This is a genomic window from Specibacter sp. NPDC078692 (genome assembly GCF_040686835.1).
Lineage (GTDB): Bacteria > Actinomycetota > Actinomycetes > Actinomycetales > Micrococcaceae > Specibacter.
The window spans coordinates 1-21,192 of the sequence record NZ_JBFBLV010000046.1 but is presented as its reverse complement, the minus strand read 5'-3'; the positions used below and the strand labels follow the sequence as shown (position 1 = coordinate 21,192).

16 protein-coding genes and 2 tRNA genes are annotated in these 21,192 nt (G+C 61.9%); 1 reads left to right on the top strand and 17 read right to left on the bottom strand.

Going from position 1 to position 21,192, the window contains the following annotated elements; genetic code table 11:
- Positions 1-201 precede the first annotated feature (201 nt).
- The 17 genes from AB0O97_RS19280 to AB0O97_RS19200 all read right to left on the bottom strand — a co-directional run bounded on the left by AB0O97_RS19280 (position 202) and on the right by AB0O97_RS19200 (position 19,563).
- On the bottom strand, positions 202-1,122 hold the full coding sequence (locus AB0O97_RS19280) for a DUF2797 domain-containing protein (RefSeq protein ID WP_363884830.1): 921 nt from the start codon (positions 1,120-1,122) through the stop codon (positions 202-204).
- 5 nt (positions 1,123-1,127) lie between these two features.
- Positions 1,128-2,000, bottom strand: coding sequence for a CoA ester lyase (locus tag AB0O97_RS19275; protein WP_363843173.1), 873 nt, complete (start codon positions 1,998-2,000; stop codon positions 1,128-1,130).
- Between the two features lie 99 nt (positions 2,001-2,099).
- Positions 2,100-2,987, bottom strand: coding sequence for a hypothetical protein (locus tag AB0O97_RS19270; protein ID WP_363884829.1), 888 nt, complete (start codon positions 2,985-2,987; stop codon positions 2,100-2,102).
- Positions 2,988-3,004: 17 nt separating this feature from the next.
- Entirely contained in the window at positions 3,005-4,579 is a 1,575-nt protein-coding gene (locus AB0O97_RS19265; RefSeq protein ID WP_363884827.1) for a Na+/H+ antiporter, read from the bottom strand.
- A gap of 10 nt (positions 4,580-4,589) precedes the next feature.
- On the bottom strand, positions 4,590-5,240 hold the full coding sequence (locus AB0O97_RS19260; protein WP_363884826.1) for an NAD(P)H-binding protein: 651 nt from the start codon (positions 5,238-5,240) through the stop codon (positions 4,590-4,592).
- Between the two features lie 232 nt (positions 5,241-5,472).
- A tRNA-Met gene (locus AB0O97_RS19255) sits at positions 5,473-5,546 on the bottom strand.
- A 63-nt stretch (positions 5,547-5,609) separates the two neighbouring features.
- Positions 5,610-5,681: transfer RNA gene (locus AB0O97_RS19250), tRNA-Thr, on the bottom strand.
- 266 nt (positions 5,682-5,947) lie between these two features.
- On the bottom strand, positions 5,948-7,825 hold the full coding sequence (locus AB0O97_RS19245; RefSeq protein WP_363884832.1) for a DEAD/DEAH box helicase: 1,878 nt from the start codon (positions 7,823-7,825) through the stop codon (positions 5,948-5,950).
- A 434-nt stretch (positions 7,826-8,259) separates the two neighbouring features.
- On the bottom strand, positions 8,260-8,922 hold the full coding sequence (locus AB0O97_RS19240; RefSeq protein WP_363843155.1) for an MOSC domain-containing protein: 663 nt from the start codon (positions 8,920-8,922) through the stop codon (positions 8,260-8,262).
- A 250-nt stretch (positions 8,923-9,172) separates the two neighbouring features.
- Complete coding sequence (locus AB0O97_RS19235; RefSeq protein WP_363884825.1) at positions 9,173-10,636, bottom strand: MFS transporter; 1,464 nt, start codon at positions 10,634-10,636, stop codon at positions 9,173-9,175.
- A 192-nt stretch (positions 10,637-10,828) separates the two neighbouring features.
- Positions 10,829-11,503 carry a response regulator gene (locus AB0O97_RS19230; protein ID WP_363884823.1) on the bottom strand — a complete coding sequence of 225 codons (675 nt, stop codon included), beginning with the start codon at positions 11,501-11,503 and terminating at the stop codon, positions 10,829-10,831.
- Between the two features lie 10 nt (positions 11,504-11,513).
- The gene (locus AB0O97_RS19225; protein WP_363884822.1) at positions 11,514-14,090 is read right to left on the bottom strand and encodes a DUF4118 domain-containing protein; all 2,577 of its coding nucleotides are present in this window, start codon (positions 14,088-14,090) and stop codon (positions 11,514-11,516) included.
- A gap of 3 nt (positions 14,091-14,093) precedes the next feature.
- Complete coding sequence (gene kdpC, locus AB0O97_RS19220; RefSeq protein WP_363884820.1) at positions 14,094-14,690, bottom strand: potassium-transporting ATPase subunit KdpC; 597 nt, start codon at positions 14,688-14,690, stop codon at positions 14,094-14,096.
- A gap of 17 nt (positions 14,691-14,707) precedes the next feature.
- The gene (gene kdpB / locus AB0O97_RS19215) at positions 14,708-16,837 is read right to left on the bottom strand and encodes a potassium-transporting ATPase subunit KdpB (RefSeq protein ID WP_363884818.1); all 2,130 of its coding nucleotides are present in this window, start codon (positions 16,835-16,837) and stop codon (positions 14,708-14,710) included.
- Positions 16,834-18,489, bottom strand: coding sequence for a potassium-transporting ATPase subunit KdpA (kdpA, locus tag AB0O97_RS19210; RefSeq protein WP_363884817.1), 1,656 nt, complete (start codon positions 18,487-18,489; stop codon positions 16,834-16,836). The genes kdpB and kdpA overlap by 4 nt, the downstream gene beginning before the upstream one ends.
- A 9-nt stretch (positions 18,490-18,498) precedes the next feature.
- On the bottom strand, positions 18,499-18,591 hold the full coding sequence (kdpF, locus tag AB0O97_RS19205; RefSeq protein WP_104110109.1) for a K(+)-transporting ATPase subunit F: 93 nt from the start codon (positions 18,589-18,591) through the stop codon (positions 18,499-18,501).
- Positions 18,592-18,813: 222 nt separating this feature from the next.
- Complete coding sequence (locus AB0O97_RS19200) at positions 18,814-19,563, bottom strand: SDR family oxidoreductase (RefSeq protein WP_363884815.1); 750 nt, start codon at positions 19,561-19,563, stop codon at positions 18,814-18,816.
- Between the two features lie 101 nt (positions 19,564-19,664).
- Here AB0O97_RS19200 and AB0O97_RS19195 point away from each other — a divergent pair, with 101 nt between their 5' ends.
- Entirely contained in the window at positions 19,665-21,065 is a 1,401-nt protein-coding gene (locus AB0O97_RS19195; RefSeq protein ID WP_363884813.1) for an amidohydrolase, read from the top strand.
- Positions 21,066-21,192 lie beyond the last annotated feature (127 nt).

The following is a 21,192-nucleotide window of genomic DNA, read 5'->3' as shown; positions in this document are numbered from 1 at the left end:
AAATCGACGACTACGTCGCCATCAACGACCCCAAACACCACACCCAAACCACCAACCTCTCTCAAGCAGGTTGACAAATACCGTTGCTGCGATAGGGTCCGGGAAAAACCAACCATTGCTGCGATAGCGTCGGTGGGTGGGCGCGTCGTTGGGGCGGTGGGCGCGTCGGTGGGGCGGTCCGTGGGTGGGAGCTGCGGCGTGCTAGAAGAGCGATTCTTGCAGCGCCGGGACCTCGGTCTGGAAGTTGCCGAAGCGAACCTTGCGGCCCTTGAGCGCGCCGAGATCCACCAGGAACGCTCCGTCGGCGCCGTCTAATCGGGCCAAGGCAATGGGGCCGAGAATGGAGTCCAGCCTCATGCCGTGCTGCCCCGCATCCAGCGACTGTGGATAGGCCGTGCGCCGGCCGGGTGTTGCCACGGCGTCGGAGAAATCGCTCCTGCGCCATTGCTCCTCCACCGTCTCGAAACCCTCGAGGGAAAGCTCCGCCACATAGTCACGCACGACGTCGGCCATCGCCTTGTTGGTCTGCTCCACGTGCAGCGGTGGCCGAGGATGCAAAAGTGCGGCGAACTTTGCGGCACCGCGGACAAATTGAGTGGGCGGCAAGTTAGTTGAAACGGCATCTTCTAAGTGCCGCACTACCGAGCCGTCTTGAGCCCTGGCCACGTAACGGGCCACGAGCGCGCCTTGCTCGGCAAGGCGGCTCCATTTACTCCGTTCAGAGGCTGTGCCCACCTTGGTGGTGCCGTCAGCAAACGTGGCTATGTACAGCCAGTGCTGCATCGACAAGTACGCCTTCAAGCCGGGTGAGCCCTGACCGCTGCGATGGAAGTCATGCATGAGCCGCATCTGATCCTTGGCGAAGCAGGCTCCGCATTGGAAGCCACGTTCGGCCCCTTGTCCTGACGGACATGGGAAGTGCTGCGGCTGCCCCGACTCCTCTACCCGGGTGAACCCTAGGCAGAACCGGGCAGGGACGCCATCGCCGGAGAGCACCTCAAACCTCAGCCATTGTCCGGGCAGCAAAGGTAGCCGCGCATCGCCGTCGTCCGTTGTCAGGGACAGCGCCGGGCCCTCAGTGGCCCAAGTGACGCCCCGGACCAGCCCGCCCGTCTGCACCATGGTGGCTAGAGCGCGGGCTGGACGCCGTAGGCCACGGCCAGCTTCATGATCTTCTCGGCACGGCCCAGGCGGGGCAGGTCGGAACCGTCGCGGATGACGCCGCCGCGGGCGTTGAAGTCATTCATGAAGTCCGTGGCCCAGGCGACGTCGGAGGGGGTGGGGCTGATGACTTCGTTGATGATGGTTGTCTGATCGACGGCCAGGCACAGCTTGCCGGTCATACCCATCGAGACGGTGATGGCCGACTGTTCGCGCAGGATCGGGTGGTTGGTTCCCACGGTGGGGCCATCGATGGGGCCGGGCAGGTTGCCGACGCGGCTGGCGACGACGAGCTTGGCGCGGGGGTAGGCCATTGCTTCACGGTCGGCGGCCATGCCGGTGTCGCGGCGGAAGTCGCCGGATCCGAAGGCGAGGCGGAAGGCCCCTTCGGCGCGGGCGATGTTGTTGGCTTCCTCGATGCCAAGGGCTGATTCAACTAGGGCTAGCACGCGTGTTTTGCCGTCGAGGCGGTGGTAGGTTTCCTTGACCTGCTCTGCCTGTTCGGTCTTGGCGAGCATGACGCCGAGCAGTCCGGGGACGTTGCGCAGGTTGGCGACGTCGTCGGCCCAGAACTTGGAGTGGACGTCGTTGATGCGAACCCAGGCCTGGCCGCCGTTGCGCAGCCAGTCGATGACGTCGGCACGGGCCGCATCCTTCATCTTGGGGTCAACGGCGTCTTCAATATCCAGCACAATGGCGTCGGCGCGAGAGCTTGCGGCCTCGTCAAAGATCTCCGGACGGGTTGCCGGAACCAGAAGCCATGAGCGAGCAATCTCTGCAGGGATGTTGCGGGTGCGGACAGGAGTTGAAGCGGCTTCATTGCCAACGATGCTAGACATATATCTACCGTATACGGCAAATCATTCCTATGAGCTGTGCTGAGCTACAAAGCTGCGCCGGATAGTCTGGCGGATTGCACCAGATTATCCGCCTCTGGTCTAGACCACAGGGCGGTTGGGTACGTCCGCGTCCCATGTCAGATCCGCCCCGGCTGGCAGTACCAAGGCCTCAATGCTCGGGTCTTGGACAATGGCAGCAATCAATTCCGTGCTGCCGCCCACCACTGTGGAATCAAAATCAATCTCCGTGACCAACACCCAAGCATGGTCCGCTGGCCACAGCAGGTTTGGCGATTGAGGCCACGTGGGCGAATGCTGCCACGGGGCCTGATTGACCCAGTCCGTGCTGGCATATGCCCGCGGTGGCGTGTCAAAGAGGTAGTAGCTGCGGCCTGGCAGATCCAGTGTTCCGGCACTCACCACGTCAGCGGGGAGCAGGCCCGAGCCAGGTTCCGAACTTTGCAAACCCTCGGCGCCAAAGTCTGGCCAACCGCCGTCGTCCGTAAACGTTACTTCGACGTAGCCTGCCTCGCTGGTGAGTCCGCCGTATCCGTCCCAAATGCCCGTAACGCCCTGCTCCGGCGACGCCGTATGGGCACAAAGATGGGCCGCAACTGCGGCCAAGACATCAGTGCCTAGATTGCCAGTGTCGGGATCCGAATAACGCCAGCCAGCCACATCCAACGGACCTAACTTGGGCGTCTCCGGCCCTTTCAGGCGGTGGAACTGGGCCAGAGGGTGCATTTGTTTACCAAAGGCATGTGCGACGTCGGACCAGCTCACCCTGCAGCTCTCAATGGCGCCCTGGGCGGGCAGCTCGTGCCCATGCCATGTTCCGGTGTCCACGGGGCGGTCCCGCCACGCTTGATGGAAGACCCTGGCATACGCGGCAAACCCGCGGGGCACCACGCCATGCATGTTGTACCAAGTGGTTTCCACGAGCGGTTTGAGCCATTCCCCTGTCACTGCGCTACGCAAAGGTTCCATGGTGGAATGCTAGCTGACTAGTTCTCCGGCATGGCCATGGTGCGCAGATCCAGCTGCCGTAGCACCCGGTCCACCACCTCGGGATCCGATTCAGGCTCGTTGCGGGCACTGAGCACTTCGGCTCGGGCCGCGTCCAAGGCAATGGTCTGGACCGTAATGGCCAGTTCGCGGCCACGGCGACGACGCTCGTCCAACGCTTCATTCTTCAGACTGCCATCAAGCAGTTCAGCATGCAGGCGCTTCATCTTTTCCCGCACAACGGCCGTCTTCTCCGGCGGCAGACTCCTGATCAGATCGTTATCGCGTAGGGCTGCGATAGCTGCTTCCTGAGCCCGCAACGCCAACACTTTGGCCGCCTCGCGTTCGTCGGAACCGTCATCGGTGGCCTTGAGTATCCGCATGAGCCACGGCAGAGTCAGCCCGGGCAACACCAAGGTGGTCAGCAGGACTGCACAGGCCACCACAATGATCTCGTGCCGCGCCGGAAAGTCGCCACCACCGGGCATCGTGACAGGCAGAGCCAAGGCCAATGCCAAGGTTGCCAGCCCACGCATGCCACACCACGTGAGGATTACGACGTCCTTGATGCCGGTGGGTGGAGTATCGCTATCACTAGCTCTGGATAGCAGCGCCAGCAGTGCGAACCACAGGAACCTGACCAGAATCACCAGAACGCTGATAGCAAAGGCCAGTGGGAGCATGCCCCAAATATCCGAGCCCTCAGCCTTGATGACTTCCCGAACTTCAAGGCCCACCAACCCGAACGCCAAGCCGGTGACAAGTAGTTCCACCACATCCCAGAAAGCTGCGCGGGTGATGCGTTCAGTGGCGTCCTCGGCCCGGGCATGGCGCCTAATTTCCAAGGCTGTAACCACGACTGCGATGACACCGGAGGCGTGCACCTCCTCCGCCAGGATGTAGGCAGCAAACGGCACCACAAGGGTTACTGCGCTACGGGCCACCGACGAAGTAATAAGTTTGGTGATCAGCCCAGTCACCCAACCCATGAGCATGCCCACGACGATGGCGAGGGCTGCTCCCAGCAGGAACTTCCCGATCACTCCCACACCGAACGGTTCCCCATCCATGGCACTGGCCACGGCCGCTTGGAAGATGACAATGGCTGCGGCGTCGTTGAACAGGCCCTCGCTCTGGAGCACTGTGATGAGCTTGCGTGGCATATGGACGCGCCCGGCGATCGATTCCACAGCCACCGGATCCGGAGGTGCGCACATGGCACCCAAGGCGATCGCGGCGGGGATGCCGATGCTGGGGATCAGCATCCACGCTGCACCGGCCACCATGGCCGATGACACAACTACTAGGGCCACCGCCATGAGCAAGATGGTGCGCCAGCGAACACGGAACACCGCCCAAGAACTTTTCTGTGCCGTGGCAAAGAGCAAGGGTGGCAAGAAGATCGGCAGAATCAGCTCAGGATCAATGCGCAGGTCCGGAAATCCTGGGATGAACGTCAACGCCCCAGCCATGACGAGCATCAGCACCGGATAGGGAAGTTTGAGCTTGTCGCCCAAACCCACAGCAATCACTGTTGCAAAAAGGAGTCCGATGATCAAGATGAGCTGTTCCACGGAATTTATTTTACGGGGCGATGGCCTCCTCTACGGGCACTTCTCCGTCCGTGAACTCAATGGTGCGCAGAATTGTGTCCGGCCGTTGCAGGACAGCGGCGATCACCAAGGCAGTGTTGGCCCGAGAAGTACCGCGTGAAGTGCCGGCAACAGGGGCTGTGTCGATGAGCCCGGTGGGTTCTTCCAAAGTCAGCGAGCCAGGGCCCACAATGGTCCAGGCAAGGGCAGCTTCGCGCAGTCGGGCATCCGCGGCAGCCTTGGACTCGGCGTAGGCGTAAAAGCTGTTCTCTGGGGGCACCCCATGGTCTGGGCCGGCACCATGATAGGACACCATGACATAACGCTCGACACCGGCTTTCTCAGCCGCGTCCATGGTGGCAATGGCAGCATCACGGTCTACAGCGTAAGTGCGTTCGGGCTCCCCTCCCCCAGCCCCGGCGGACCAAACAATGGCGTCATGGCCGGCAAAGAGATCGGCGAGTTCAGTAACCGAGGAGGAAACGACGTCGTGCACCACGGCAGTTGCCCCGGTGGCCGCCACATCATCAATATGGGCTGCGTTGCGGATCACCGAGGTGACCTCCATACCAGCGGCCGTCAACAGCGGCGCCAATAGCAGGGCAACTTTTCCATGACCGCCAATAATCAAGACCTTAGTCATGCTTACTCCTTCTCTTGAACGCTCTCGGGTTCTCTCGGGATAGGTTATTGGGCCAGCCTACGCCACTGGTCCGGACGCAAACTGAAAGCACAAAATGAGTGCCTCTGCCGCCCGCGGCCCGGGCCCTGCCGTCCACACTAGCTGCTGGGCTCACTATCTTGACGCCCGGATACGAAAAAACCCGTAGCTCCTTGATGCCTTGTGGGCTAAGGAACTACGGGTCTTCTTGCTGTAGCGGCACCGAGACTCGATCTCGGGACCTCACGATTATGAGTCGTGCGCTCTAACCAACTGAGCTATGCCGCCATAAATGAGCATGGCCCGTGCCGCCCCGGACAAACCGTCTTGACACGAGCCTTCTCATTTGCGAGCCCCCCACCGGAATCGATCCGGTGACCTCGTTCTTACCAAGAACGCGCTCTACCACTGAGCTAGGGGGGCAACGAGAGAATACTTTACCAGTGCTTTTGCGGGATGCGAAATCGAGAACTACTCAACCATCCCCCAAGGCCCCAAGAGGGGTGCTCTGGGTCAATTCTGAGCAGCTCTCCAAGGTTCAAAATCCGCTAGAATTCAGGGGATTTCAGCAGCCAGAGAAGCAAAGAATGAAGTGCGTCACACAAGCGTTTTGGCAAGAAAAAGGCCGGCTACCTGATGGCAGCCGGCCCTTATCCGAGCCTAATACTCAGGCCCTTGGGGTGTGGTATTTACCACTTGCCCTTGCTGTTGAAGCTCTGTCCACCTTCGTGACGGGGACGGCGGTCGCCTCCACCGTGACCGGTGTGGCTCTGGCCGCCACGGTCGCTGCTGAAGCCGCGATCGTTGCCACGGTCTGCACCGCGGTCGTTACCGCCGCGGTAGCCGCCACGGTCGCCGTCGAACTTCTTCTTGAAGCCGCCCTGACCGCGATCGTTACGCTCTTCACGGGCCTTGTACGGGGCACCGGCACCTGCGGGGCGGCGGCCGTTGTCCAGCTCGAGGTTGATGAGCTCGCCGCTGATGCGGGTGCGGCTCAGCGCCTTCCACTGGTCCTTGCTCAGTTCTGCGGGCAGCTCAACCAGGGTGTGGTCTGAGCGGATGTCAATGCCGCCGATCTGCGAGGAGGACAGGCCACCTTCGTTGGCGATAGCGCCAACGATGGAGCCGGGCATGACGCGCTGGCGACGGCCGACCGAGATGCGGTAGGTGGCGTTGCCTTCGGTCAGGGTGCGGGTCGGGCCACGTGAGCCGAAGCCATCCTTGGAACGATCCTTCTTCTGGTATTCCGGAGCTGCCGGCAGGTCGTTGACGAGCAACGGCTGGCCGCCCTGTGCCATAACAGCCAAGGCTGCAGCGATTTCCGACGCCGGAACGTCGTGCTCCTGCTCGTAGGAAGCGATCAGGTCGCGGAACTTAGCAACGTCCTTGGTGGCCAGGGTTTCGGTGATCTTCTCAGCGAACTTGCCCAAGCGCAGGGAGTTGATGGTTTCTGCGGACGGCAGGTGCATCTGCTCCACCGGCTGGCGCGTAGCCTTTTCGATGGCGCGAAGCAAGTACTTCTCGCGAGGAGTCATGAACAGAATCGCGTCACCTGAACGGCCGGCGCGGCCCGTACGACCAATGCGGTGTACATAGGACTCGGTGTCATGCGGGATGTCGTAGTTGATGACGTGCGTGATGCGCTCAACGTCAAGGCCACGGGCCGCAACGTCGGTAGCGACCAGGATGTCGATCTTGCCGTCGCGCAGAGCCTCGACGGTGCGCTCGCGCTGCTGCTGCGGGATGTCACCGTTGATGGCGGCAGCCTGGAAGCCGCGTGCCTTGAGCTTGTCAGCCAAGTCTTCGGTGGCCATCTTGGTGCGCACGAATGCGATGACGCCTTCGAACTTCTCAACCTCGAGTACGCGGGTCAGCGCATCGAGCTTGTGCGGGCCCATGACCTGTAAGTAACGCTGGCGGGTGTTGGCGCCGGTGGTGGTCTTGGACTTGACCGTCACCTCGGCGGGGTTGTTCAGGTACTGCTTGGAGATGCGGCGGATCTGGCCAGGCATGGTGGCTGAGAACAGTGCCACCTGCTTCTCTGCCGGAGTCTGTGACAGGATCTGCTCTACGTCTTCGGCGAAGCCCATACGGAGCATCTCATCGGCTTCATCCAACACCAAGTACTGCAGGTTGGAGAGGTCCAGTGAGCCCTTGGAGAGGTGGTCGATGACGCGGCCGGGGGTACCGACAACTACCTGTGCACCGCGGCGCAGGCCGGCCAGCTGGGGGCCGTAAGCGGATCCACCGTAGACGGGGAGAACGGAGAAGTTGTCCATGTGCTTGGCGTAGGAGGTGAAGGCTTCGGCAACCTGGAGCGCGAGCTCACGGGTCGGAGCAAGAACCAAGATCTGGGTGTTCTTGGTGGGACCGTTGAGGTCCATCAGTTCAGCCATGCGGGACAGGGCGGGGACAGCGAATGCTGCGGTCTTACCGGTTCCGGTCTGGGCCAAACCGACAACGTCGCGGCCTTCGAGCAGCAACGGGATGGTTGCGGCCTGGATGGGCGAGGGCTTCTCATAGCCAACATCAGTCAGGGCAGCCAGCACGCGGCCGTCAATACCCATGTCAGCGAAAGTAGTTTCGTTCTCTTCTTCCACAGCAGCGGAAGTTTCAGTCAAGTTTTCGGGCATAGTCAAATCGTCCTCATTCATAGGGCCAGGCGGCGTGGTACGCCGCGGTGGGGAAATCCAGCCGCTGCTCGGCATCCCGGGCAGGATCTCGCGCCATGTGCGCACCATCGGTGCGGACTTCAGTGTTGGTCTAGTTGATCTAAACCAACGCTGCATGGCGTTTCTTTGCCGGCAATCCCCTATGAACGCTACTTGCCCGCCAAAAACATGCGGGCCCCAAACACTTCAGGCTCCTGCCTCAAAAATTGGGCAGAAAATAAAAGGAGATACCGGAGTGGGGGATGTTTAAATTGTAGGGCATACCTTAGCGCTGCACTATAGGGAAAGCCGATGCGCAGCCGTGAGGTTCGGCACATGGGCTCCCACTGCTACTTATTAGCGGCGAGAATTCGGCGGAAGTACGGCCAGTAATGGGCAGCCAAGGTGAGCTCTCCGGCGTCGTGCAGGTCTTGCAAGGTGTGGACGTCCTTGGCCGTGGCATTGCTGAAGAACTTGCCCACCGTAATTCCGTGCTGGGGCACATGCTCAACCACGACGGCGTCGCCCGCCTTGGCTTTGCCGTGCTCCAGCACCCGCAGATACGCGCCAATGCGCCCGGCGATGGTGAACCTCTTGACCCATTGCGGCTCGCCCATCCGCTCCCCGAAGGTGGCACAGGGAACTCGTGGCGAGGTGACCTCCAGCAGCGCCTTGCCAATGCGCCACCGCGTACCGATCACAGCGTGGGTGGTCTCGATGCCCTGGGTACGCAGGTTTTCACCAAATAGGCCGGGGGTGATGGTGCGGCCTAGTTCGGCAGCCCAATAGTCGGCGTCCTCCTGCGAATAGGCATAAATGGCCTGATCGGGTCCGCCGTGGTTTTCGGTATCTGCCTGCACATCACCAAAGACGCCATACTTACGCAGGCTGACAGGTCCCTCAACAGCACGCTTGTCGATGGCCGTCACGCCGAAACCGGTCTTGGTGGTGATCAATTGATGGACCCGGCAAATGGCAAGAATGGTGCCGCTCTGTGGTGTTACGTCAGTCATGGCTAAACACTACGGCAACATGGACTTTCTAGCCCCCAGCACGTCTAGCGGCCCAGGACGGGCAATCGTCGATATTTGCGGCACCGGTTGCGCTCCGCACCCTTGAGTTCCAGCCCTTATGCGCTGGGCCCACGGCGGGTTCGACGCATAAACACTTATGCGCCGAACCCAGGACGGGTTTGACGCATAAGTCACGCGAGTGCGGGCACAGCGGGCACGGTTAGGCGTCGGCGGTCAGGCGGCGCACCGCTTAAGCGTCGACCAATTCCACGGACCCGGAAACATCTGATTCGTTAGCCCAACGCGGCAAGAACGTTGCCGCGATGGAGGCCAGCACCATGCCGGCCGCCATGACCCACATGGTGAACGTGAAGCCGTCGATGAACACAGCCGCTTGGCTGGTTCCGGTGCTGGATTCCAGAGAGTTGAAGTAAATAGTGCCCACGATCGCAACGCCCAGGGCGCCGGCCAGCTGGCTGGTGGTGTTGAACAGGCCCGAGGCGCTGCCGGCGAACTTGGTGGGGACTTCCGAGAGGACGAAGATGCCCACAGGCGCCACCACCATACCGAAGCCAGCGCCGCTCAGCGCCAAGCCAGCTAGCAGGTGCCACGGCGTGACCGTGCCGCCCACGGACTGAACCGTGAAGATCAAGACGATGAAGCCAATAGCAATGACTAGGGGGCCAAGCTGCAGCACCACACGGCCGATCTTTTTAGCCAGGATCGCGGCGGAAATACCGGCCAGGATCGGCACCATGATGGAGAAGGGAAGCATGGTCAGGCCGGCCTTGAGAATGGGGTATTCCAGGCCCACCTGCAGGAACAGGGTCTGGATCAAGAAGAAGCCGTTCATGGGGATGAAGAACAAGAACATCATCACAATACCGGCGGCGAACGGGCGGCTCTTGAACAGGGAAACGGCTACCAGCGGCTCTCCGCCCCGGATCTCTTCGCGGCGCTGGAGCATGACGAACCCAGCCAGTACCAGCACCCCAAACACCATGGAGAGGTAGGTCCACAGCGGCCACCCCTCCTCGCGTCCCATGGTCAGCGGGTACAGGATGGCCATCATGCCCACCGCCAGAATCACGACGCCGGACAGGTTGAGTTTGTGCCGGACCGGCGCCTTGGATTCGGGGACGAACTTAATCGCGCAGATCACGGCGAAGACGCCCACGGGAATGTTGACGAAGAAGATGGTGCGCCAGCCCCAGCCGAAGATATCGGCGTCGGTCAGCACCGCACCCAGAATGGGTCCGGAGACCGCGGCTACACCGGCCAGTGCGGAGAATCCAGCCATGGCCCCGGCCCGTTCGGAGGGCTTGTACATGACCTGCAGGCTAGAAAGCACCTGCGGGATCATGGCTGCCGAGGCGAAGCCCTGCAGCGCACGGGAGGCAATGAGCATCTCCGGATTCATGGCCGCACCGCACAACACGGAGGCAATGGTGAACACGACCAGGCCAATGATGAAGATTTTCTTGCGGCCGTAAATGTCGCCCAAACGGGATCCTGTGATCAAACCGATGGCCAGGGCCAGTGTGTAGGAAGCAACCATCCACTGCAACTCGGCATTGCTGCCACCGAGGGCCCGTTCAATATCCGGCAGGGCGACGTTGACGATGGTGGCATCAAGGAGTTCCATGAACGACGCCATGAACAAGGAGATGAGGGCGATGGTGCGTGCCTTGCCGACGGGCGGGGCAGAATTCATGCAGTTTTCCTTGGAAAGTAAGCTAAAAGTTGGGTGGGCCCATGGCACTACTCGGCGCTGGCGGGCCGAGCCAAATGGCGCCCTGCAATTCTGCCACTTTATTCGGAGTGCGCGCACGGTTCGGAGCGAATCCGGCGCCACTCCAAGAGTGGCGCCGGATTCGAGGGCAATGGTGCGCAGAAACCGTGGGTGCTAGGGAGCGAAGCGGTACCCCATGCCCGCCTCGGTCAACAGGTGAACCGGCGCTGCGGGATCGCGCTCAAGTTTCCGCCGGAGCTGAGCCATATAGACGCGCAAATAGTGAGTTTCTTTCGCATAAGCTGGTCCCCACACCTCGGTGAGGATCTGCTGCTGGCTGATGAGACGGCCGGGATTACGGACCAAAAGTTCCAAAACGCTCCACTCGGTGGGTGTCATCCGCACCGGTTCACCGTGCCGAAACACCTGTTTATTGGCCAGATCCACGGTAAATTCAGCCGTCTCCACCCGCGGCTCGTCAGTCTGTGCACCGGAACGCCGCGTGGCCGCCCGCAACCTGGCCAGCAGCTCATCCAAGCCGAACGGCTTTGTCACATAATCGTCAGCTCCGGCATCCAGCGCCTCCACCTTGTCGTGGGATCCGTGCCGGGCGGAGAGCACGATGATGGGTACCTCGGTCCAGCCGCGCAGCCCCGCAATGACCTCCAGACCGTCCATGTCCGGCAGCCCCAAGTCAAGCACGACGACGTCAATCGCCTGGGTTTGGGCGGCGGCTAAGGCCGTGGTCCCGTTCGGGGCCGGCACCACCGTGTAGCCGTGGGCGTGCAAGTTGATTTGCAGGGCCCGCAAAATCTGGGGCTCGTCATCAACCACTAAAACTGTTGTCATGGCAACGTCCTCAAAGTGTTCTCATAATCCCGGTCGAAAGCGGCATTCGAATGATCATTGTCAGCCCGCCACCGGGAGTCTGTACCGCTTCCAACACACCGCCCATAATTTCGGTAAATCCCTTGGCAACAGCCAACCCCAAGCCCACACCTGTGCCACCCTGCGGACCGTAAGAGACGTCGTCGAGCCTCTGAAAAGGCCTGAACATGGCCATGACCTCGGCCGCCGGAACACCCTTGCCATGATCCACCACACGCAACTCGCTGGCAGGGTGACCGTTGATGGTGGCACTGCCACTGCCGCCGATGGAGCCCACCACCAAGATTTCCGAATCCGGGGCGTACTTCACGGCGTTCTCCACAATGTTGGCAATGACCCGCTCCAGCAAGCCAGGATCGGCGTCGATGGCAGGCATATTGGGTGGCAGTTCCCGGCGCACCCGGTCCGAGGGGACGCCATGCAAGGCGGCGGGTAGCACCTCTTGCCAGGCCACCGGACCCACAATGGGGCTGACCATTTGGGCGCTCAGGCGAGACATGTCTAAAAGGTTGCCCACCAGCGCATCCATCCTGTCCGAATAGTGCTCAATGGTGCCCAACAGCTCGGCTTCGTCCTCGGGGCTGAAGGTTACCTCGCTCTGGCGCAGGCTGCTGACGGCCAGTTTGATCCCGGCAAGTGGCGTGCGCAGATCATGGGACACGGCCCGCAAAACAGAGGTCCGGATATTGTTGTCTTGGCTCAACTGCAGGTTCTCACGTTGAGTGACACTGAGCGCTTCGCGTTGTTCCAGGGCCAGTAAATGTGCACCAAAAGCGCTCAGCAGGCGCCTGTCGCTGGCCGGCAAAATACGCCCCGAGAGGCCCAGCATCCAGTGCTCGGACACCTCTTCAAGGGTGTCGGCCTGCTCGGGGACAAGCGGTGGCTCATCCCCCACAGAGGCTTCCATGCTCCAGCCGTTGCCGTCCTGAGCGCTTCCGGGCTGAGCACCGGGCTGGGCACCGGCTGACGTGGTGTTGCGAAAAAGGGTCACCGCGCGCATGGCGAAATGATCCCTAAGCTGTTCGAGCAGCACCTGCACGGTGTCCTGGGAGGCAAGGATTCCGCGGGCCAGTTCACTCAAGGTGGCGGCCTCGGCGCCGGCCCTGATAGCTTCCCGCGAGCGCCGTGCGGATTGGTCAACAGCCAAGGCAACAGCCACGGCCACCAACAGGAAAACGGCCAGGGTTAGCAAATTTTCCGGGTCGCTGATGTTCAGGGTTCCCACGGGGGGTGCCGAGAAGTAGTTCAGCAGCACGCTCCCCCACACGGCGGCAAGCACCGCCGGCCAAAGGCCACCCACCAGGGCAACGGCGACTGTCGCCGCCAGCTGGACCACCATGGTGGTCTGCAGGCTCAAGGCTCCCGTGAAGAATTCCACGAGGATCGGGAGCGCCACAGCCAGGATAAATCCGGCAATGACGCGTTTCTTGTTCAGCTCACCCTTGTTGCGCACAGGTCCGCCGGAGCCACTCAAAGGATGCGGGACCATATGCACATCCATGTCCCCAGCGTCCCGGACCACCCGTGCACCCACCCCGGGGCCAAAGAGGAAGCCTAGGCGTGGTTTGCGGCGCGAGGAACCGATGACTATTTGGGTGGCGCCCACGTTCTTGGCAAAATCCAGCAGCGCCGCAGCAGGGTCCGCCCCTCCCACAAAGTGGTACGTTCCGCCCAGATCCGTGACCAGTTGGCGCTGCCCTTCAAGAGCCGACGGCGCGTCCCCGACAACGCCGTCGGACCGGGGCACGTGCACGGCGAGCAACTCCCCGCCGCTGACCCGGCTCAGGATACGGGCGGCACGGCGCAGCAGCACCTCGCCCTCGGGCCCGCCGGGCAGCCCCACCACAACACGTTCGCGGGTGGGCCAGCTGGTAGCAATGCCGTGGCTTTCCCTATAGGCAGCCACACCCTCTTCCACCCTGTCGGCCAGCCACAGCAGCGCCAGTTCGCGCAGCGCTGTGAGGTTACCAAGCCTGAAGTAGTTGGCCAGGGCTGCATCCACCTTCTCGGCGGCATATACATGGCCGGTGCTGAGCCGCTGGCGCAACAGTTCCGGCGGGATATCCACCAGTTCTATCTGCTCGGCCCTGCGGACCACGTCATCCGGCACTGTTTCTTGCTGTCGGACGCCGGTGATGGTCTCCACCACGTCCCCTAGCGAGGCCAGGTGCTGGACGTTGACAGTTGAGTACACATCGATGCCCGCGGCAAGGAGCTCTTCCACATCCTGCCAGCGCTTTGCGTTTCCGGCTCCGGGAATGTTGGAATGCGCGTACTCGTCCACTAACGCCAGAGCCGGACGGCGTGCCAACAGGGCAGCGACGTCCAGCTCCGCAAAATCGGTGCCTCGGTAGTTGATGATCCGGGCCGGCAGGACCTCGAGTCCGGCCAGTTGCGCGCGGGTCTGCTCCCGGCCGTGGTCCAGAACAATGCCCGCCACCACGTCAACACCTGCCGCGGCCTGGGCATGACCTTCCTCCAGCATGGAGTAGGTTTTGCCCACCCCAGGAGCTGCACCGAGGAAGATTCGCAATATGCCGCGCGTCATAGTCTATTCTCGCAGGCCTTTAGCAGTTTTCTGCACAGCCGCCAAGGCTGCGTTCAAGGTGGTGGTGTTCACCGATGACTGGCCCAGAAAAGCGTTCACCCCGGTGCTCGTGTTCTCCGCAATCAACTCCTGCACGGCCGCTTCGCTGAGCCCATTGGCGGCGGCCACACGCGGCATCTGCAGGGCTGCGTATGCCGGGGAGATATCAGGATCCAGCCCGGAGCCACTGGCCGTGACTGCGTCAACAGGCACGGCATCCATGGATATCTTCTCCCGTTCCGCTACCTCTGCGCGGTTGGTGGCCATCGCCTCCACCAGCGTGGCCTGGTTCGGTCCCAGATTGCTGGCCGAGGACGTCGCCGGGTCCCAGCCCACAGCCGAAGGCCGCGGGAAGAAGTAGGCAGTGCCGGTCACCGGCTGGGCCAACAGTGAAGACCCGGCAGCCTCCCCGCCGGCGGTGATGATGGATCCGTTGGCCTGAGCCGGAGCTACCAGCTGGCCCAGCCCAAAGACAAGCGCCGGGTAAGCCAGGCCCAACAACACGGTGGCGCACAGCAGGAATCGCAAAGCCGTGAAAAGTTGACGTCCATAAGCGTTCATTGTGATGTCCTTTAAATCTAGCGCTGGGCAATCGTGGGGATGAGGGAGACCAGCAGGTCGATGAGTTTGATGCCGATAAACGGGGCAATGACGCCGCCAAGCCCAAAGATCAGCAGGTTCCGCGACAGGGCACGGGCTGCCGAGACAGCCCGATACTTCACCCCGCGCAGCGCCAGGGGTACAAGTGCCACGATGACAAGGGCGTTGAAGATGACGGCTGAGAGGATGGCGCTCTCAGGTGAGGCCAGCCCCATGATGTTCAGCAGCCCCAGCCCGGGGAACGTGGCGGCAAACAAGGCCGGCACAATGGCAAAGTATTTGGCCACGTCGTTCGCCACCGAAAATGTGGTCAGCGATCCGCGCGTGATCAGCAACTGCTTGCCGATTCCCACAATGTCAATGAGCTTGGTGGGATCCGAATCCAAATCCACCATGTTGGCCGCTTCCTTGGCCGCACTGGTGCCTGAATTCATGGCCACACCCACATCCGCTGCTGCCAGGGCCGGGGCGTCATTGGTGCCATCGCCGGTCATGGCCACCAACCTCCCAGCCTCCTGCTCGGCCTTGATGACCGCCAGCTTGTCCTCCGGGGTGGCCTCGGCAACAAAATCATCCACCCCGGCCTCGGCAGCGATGGCAGCGGCCGTGATCTTGTTATCGCCGGTGATCATGATGGTTTTGATGCCCATGGCTCGCAGTTCGGCGAACCGTTCCTTCATGCCAGGTTTGACCACATCCGCTAAATGGATGACGCCCAAAGCCTGTGCGCGCTCGCCGTTGTATGTAGCCACCAAGAGCGGCGTTCCGCCCGTCCCGGAAATGTTTGCCACGGCTTCCTCAAGTTCCTGTGGCAGGAATCCGCCGCGTTCCTTGACATAGCGTTCGACGGCGGACGCAGCACCCTTGCGTACCTCAAGTACTGTTTGCCCCGAGTTTCCAGGGTGCCCCACCGGTAGGTTGAGCCCGCTCATGCGGGTGACAGCGCTGAACTCAATCACGTCAACATCAACGGTCAGTTGGGCCGTGACATCCTGCGCTCCTTTCGATCCGGCGTCGCCAAGCGCCAGCTCAACGATGGAACGACCCTCGGGTGTCTCGTCCGCCAGGGAGGACAAACGTGCCGTCTCGATGAGCACCTGCTGGTTCACGCCGTCGGCCGCTATGAAGTTCACGGCGCGGCGGTTGCCATAGGTGATGGTGCCAGTCTTATCAAGCAAGAGGGTAGTGATGTCGCCGGCAGTTTCCACGGCACGGCCGGAGGTGGCTAGGACGTTGCGTTGGATCAGCCTGTCCATGCCGGCAATGCCGATGGCTGGCACTAGGGCACCGATGGTGGTGGGGATCAGGCAGACCAGCAACGCCACCAGAACCACGGGGGTGGGCAGGGCGCTGGCGAAGTTGGCCATCGGCGCAAGCGTCATAACGGCGACGACGAACACGATGGTCAGCGAGGCCAGCAGCACGTTCAACGCGATTTCGTTCGGCGTCTTTTGCCGAGTTGCACCTTCCACCAGGGAGATCATTCTGTCCAGGAACGTCTTGCCGCTGGCTGCCGTAATCCGGATGACGATCCTGTCCGAGAGCACCATGGTGCCGCCGGTGACGGAGCTTCTGTCCCCGCCTGATTCGCGAATGACCGGGGCGGATTCGCCGGTGATGGCCGATTCATCCACACTGGCTAGGCCCTCAATGACGTCGCCGTCGCTGGGGATCAGATCGCCAGCTTCACAGATCACGATGTCACCCACCTCGAGGTCGGTGCCGGGCACAAGTTCCTCGTCATACACTGTGTTTCCGTCACTGTCCCGGCCCGCACCTGCCTGGCCGGCGGGCACCAAGGCCCGGGTCCGGCGTCGTGCCATGACTGAGGTGCGGGCGGCACGGAGACTGTCGGCCTGCGCCTTGCCACGCCCTTCGGCTATGGCCTCGGAGAGGTTGCCAAACAGCACCGTCAGCCAGAGCCACACAGTGACAATGAGGGAAAATACGGCCGAATCGGAGCCAATGGCCAGCTGCTGGATACTCACGGCGGTGCAGACGATGGAGCCGATCAGCACGGTAAACATGACTGGCGAGTGGATCATTTGGCGAGGGTCGAGCTTGCGGAAAGCCAGGGGCAGCGCCGCTAGCAGTGTGTTTAGCTTCATTTCAGCAGTCCTTCTGCAGCCGGGCCCAAGGCGAGCGCGGGGAAGTAGGTAAGAGCGGTCAGGATCAAGGAGATGCCGCCCAACAGCACGGCAAAGAGCGGGCCGTGGGTGGCGAGTGTTCCGGTGGTGGCGGGGATTTTGCGTTGTTTGGCTAGGGATCCGGCGAGCGCCAGGACCAGTGCTAGGGGCAGGAAGCGGCCGATCAGCATCGCCAATGCCAACAGGGTGGCAAGTCCGGGACCTGAACTAGTGATGCCGCCAAACGCGGAACCGTTGTTGTTGGCAGCCGAGGTGAAGGCGTACAGGATTTCGCTGAAGCCGTGCGGACCCTCGGCGGGTGCCGCCGCTGCTAATGCAGGTGTCGCGACGGTGATGGCCGTACCCAGCAGTACCAGGGTAGGGGTGACCAGGATGTACAGGGCCACCAGCTTCATCTGGGGTGCAGCAATCTTCTTGCCCAGGAACTCCGGGGTGCGTCCCACCATGAGGCCGCCGATAAACACTGCCACGACCGAGAGGATCAGCATCCCGTAGAGGCCCGAGCCCACACCGCCGGGGGCAATCTCCCCCAGCATCATATTGAGCATGGCCAAACCGCCAGCCAATGGTGGCAGGGAATCGTGGGCCACGTTCACGGCGCCCGTTGAGGTCAAGGTGGTGGCTGAGGCGAACAAGGCGCTGGGTGCAGCACCGAGACGCTGTTCAAATCCTTCGCCTACACTGGTGCCACTGCCATTGATGGCGGCGATGGCCCAAGCCATGAATGTGGTGGACGCCAGCCAGAACGCCACCATGACGCTGAGCACTGTATAGCCCTGGCGTTTGTCGCCCACCATGCGTCCGTACATGGCCGGCAGGGAGAACGGGATGACCAGGATCAGGAACACCTGGAACAGACTGCTGAACGCCGTGGGGTTTTCAAACGGGTGGGCCGAGTTGGCGTTGAAGTAGCCGCCACCGTTGGTGCCCAGAAGCTTGATGGCTTCCTGCGACGCCACCGGACCACCCGGAACCGTCTGCTGGGCACCCGTGACGAGGGTGTGAATGTTGGTGCCGCCCCAGTTTTGAATGACGCCGGTGATGATCAGTACCAACGCGCCAACAATTGCCATCGGGAGCAAAACGCGCAGGGTGCCGCGAGTCAGGTCAACCCAGAAGTTGCCAACATTGCTGGTTTGGGCTCTTGTGAGGCCGCGAATGAGAGCCACCACAACAGCCAGCCCCACAGCTGCACTGAGGAAGTTCTGCACGGCAAGGAGCATCATCTGGATCCCGAAGCCAAGAGTGGTCTCCGGGACATATGTTTGCCAGTTGGTGTTGGTGACGAAGGAGACTGCCGTGTTCATGGCAACCCACGGGTCCACGGCCCCCATCCCCCGGTTGAAGGGCAGTATTCCTTGCAACAGCTGAGCCAGAAACAGCAGCACGATGGATACCGCGCTGAAGGCCAGCAGCGAACGTAGGTACACCTTCCAATGCTGATCTGCGTAAGTGTCAACGCCAGAAAGCTTGTAGAGACCACGTTCCAGAACCAAATGTTTGTGGCTGCTGAACGTCGCGGCGAGATATTTTCCCAGCGGCTGGTGCAGGGCAGCCAGCACAACTATTAGTACCGCGAGCTGGGTGGCCAGCGAGAAAACGTTGAGATCCATGGTGGCCGGTCACCACTTCTCGGGGCGAATGAGGGCGGCCAGCAGATAGACCAGCAAGGCCAGTCCCACCAGCCCCAAAATTAGCCACGTCACTAAATCCACAGCAAACCTACTTTCACAATGTGCGTTGATGTCTTGACTCAATCGCACACCCGTGGCGTGGGTTTGGAGCTTGTTTTTACGTGTTCTTTACGCTGCCTGCGGCAATCTTGACGGCTTCCTGACAAGTAGCCGCTTTGCGTCTGCGCGTGGTTATCAGTTAAGGGTATGCAGCTGAGCAAGTGGCGCAGGATTCACGCTTAACCATGCGCGGACGCAAAGTGCTTAGGCGGAGAAACCGCCGTCGGCCTTAATGAGCTGGCCACTGACCCAGCGCCCACCCGGCGAGAGTAGAAAAGCGACCGTCGGCGCCACATCTGCCGGAGTGCCCAGCCGGCCGCCGGGCTGCAGCGCGGTCATCGCCGTGCGGGTGCCTTCATCCATCCAGCCGGTGTCCACGGGGCCGGGGTTGAGCACGTTGGCACTGATGCCCTGCCCGCCCAATTCACGCGCGGCCGCAATCACTATCCTGTCCAGCGCCCCCTTGGAGGCCCCGTACGGCAGGTTGAACGCTGTGTGGTCGCTGGTCAGCGCAACAATAGCGCCGCCGTCGTGCTTCACCTGGCGGGCGAACGCGGCAATCAACTGCCAATTGGCACGGGTGTTGACGGCGAAATGGCGCTCAAAACTCTCCAGCGAGGTGTCCAGAATGCCTGAATCAATCGACTCGCAATGCGACATGACCATGCCTGTCAGCGGCCCGGCCTCCTGCGCAATCAACTCCATGAGACGGTCGACGGCGGACGGGTCACCCAGATCTGCCGGGAACGCCCAGACCCGGGCACCGGCCAACTCGAGTTCGGCTGTCAGGACGGTGACGTCGTCGGGCTGGATACCCCAGGGCATGCGGGAATCGTAGGCCTGCCAGTAATTCAGGACCAGGTCCCAGCCATCGGCGGCGAGCGCGCGGGCCACTGCGGCGCCAATGCCCACGGTGCGGCCCACTCCGGTGATGAGCGCTGTTTTCTTATGCATCGCACCAGCCTACGGCGTGGGCGCTACGCCGTGCCCCACGAGGCGGGGCCTACGCGGCTGGTAGCTTGGAAGAATCCACAGACCACAAGCGAAAGGCAGTCATGAGCAGCTCTCAGCCCACCCCCACACCCGGATTTATCCCTGGCCGGGTGACCCGCAGGGCGGCTGCTCCGGCAGGCAAGCCGGGTTCTGTTCCGATAAAGCCCGGCACCTCAGGCAAGCCGGGCACCTCAGGCAAGGGCGCGAAGAAGCCTGTGGCTGCTGCCCCGAAGCCGGACACGGCCTCCATCAGCGCCGCCATCCGTGAGGCCGCAGCCGCCGCGAAGAAGCGTGTCTTGGCCATCACCAACGCCCATGTGGTTCCGGTGGAAGGTGAACCGTTTGACGGAACCGTGCTGGTTGAAGGCGGCAAGATCCTTGGCCTGGGCGCTTCCATTGTGGTTCCTGAAGGCGCCGATGTGTTGGATGCACAGGGCCAGTGGTTGCTCCCCGGTTTCATTGACGCCCACGTGCATCTGGGCATGGATCCGGAGGGTGAACTTGGCTCCACGAGTGACGTCAACGAGATGACGCATCCGGTCATGGCCGGGGTGCGTGCCATTGACGCCGTGGATCCCTTTGATCCTGGTTTTGACGATGCGCTGGCTGGCGGCATCACTACCGTCAATGTGAACCCCGGCTCCGGGAATCCCATCGGTGGGCAGGCCATTGCCATGCACACGCACGGGCGCTACATCGAGGAAATGGTGCTGCGCTCCCCCAGCGGTGTGAAGTCGGCGCTGGGCGAGAACCCAAAAACCGTTTACGGCGACAAGAAGCAAACCCCGTCCACCCGTTTGGGTACTGCCTTGGTGATCCGCCAAGCGTTCATGGACGCCCAGAACTGGATGGCCAAGCCGGAACCGCGGCCCCGCGACGCTCACCTAGAAGCCTTGGCCATGGTGCTGCGACGTGAAATCCCGTGGCGTCAGCACTGCCACCGCGCGGACGACGTCGCCACCGCCGTCCGGCTGGCCGACGAGTTTGGCTACGATCTGGTCATTGACCACGGAACCGAAGCTCACGTGCTGGCCGATGTGCTGGCCGCGCGTGGCACTCCGGTGTTGATTGGCCCATTGTTCACCACCAAGTCCAAGCCTGAGCTGCGTGCCCGCTCCATCGCCAACCCGGGCAAGTTGGCGGCGGCCGGCGTCGAAATTTCCATCATCACCGATCATCCGGTGGTGCCCATCAACTTCTTGGTCCATCAGGCCAGCTTTGCGGTGCGAGAGGGACTGGATCGAGACGCTGCCCTCCGCGCCATCACGATCAACCCGGCCAAGGTTCTGGGCCTCGCCGAGCAGATGGGCTCACTGAAGGTTGGCAAGAATGCTGATTTGGTGCTGTGGAGCGGTGACCCGATGGATGTTATGCAGCGCGCCATGAAGGTCTTCATTGGCGGCAAGCCCGTTTACACGTACGACGCCGTCACCCGGGTAGGTGCCGCAGCCTCACGCGTGTAGTTCTCGCCAATAAGGTAGTTCTCGCCAATAAAGACGGCGCTTGCCGGTACGGGTGGCGGTATACCGCCACCCGCCTGGATCAAAGCCACTCTCACGGTGGACCCGAATGCGCACCATTGGGCCATAG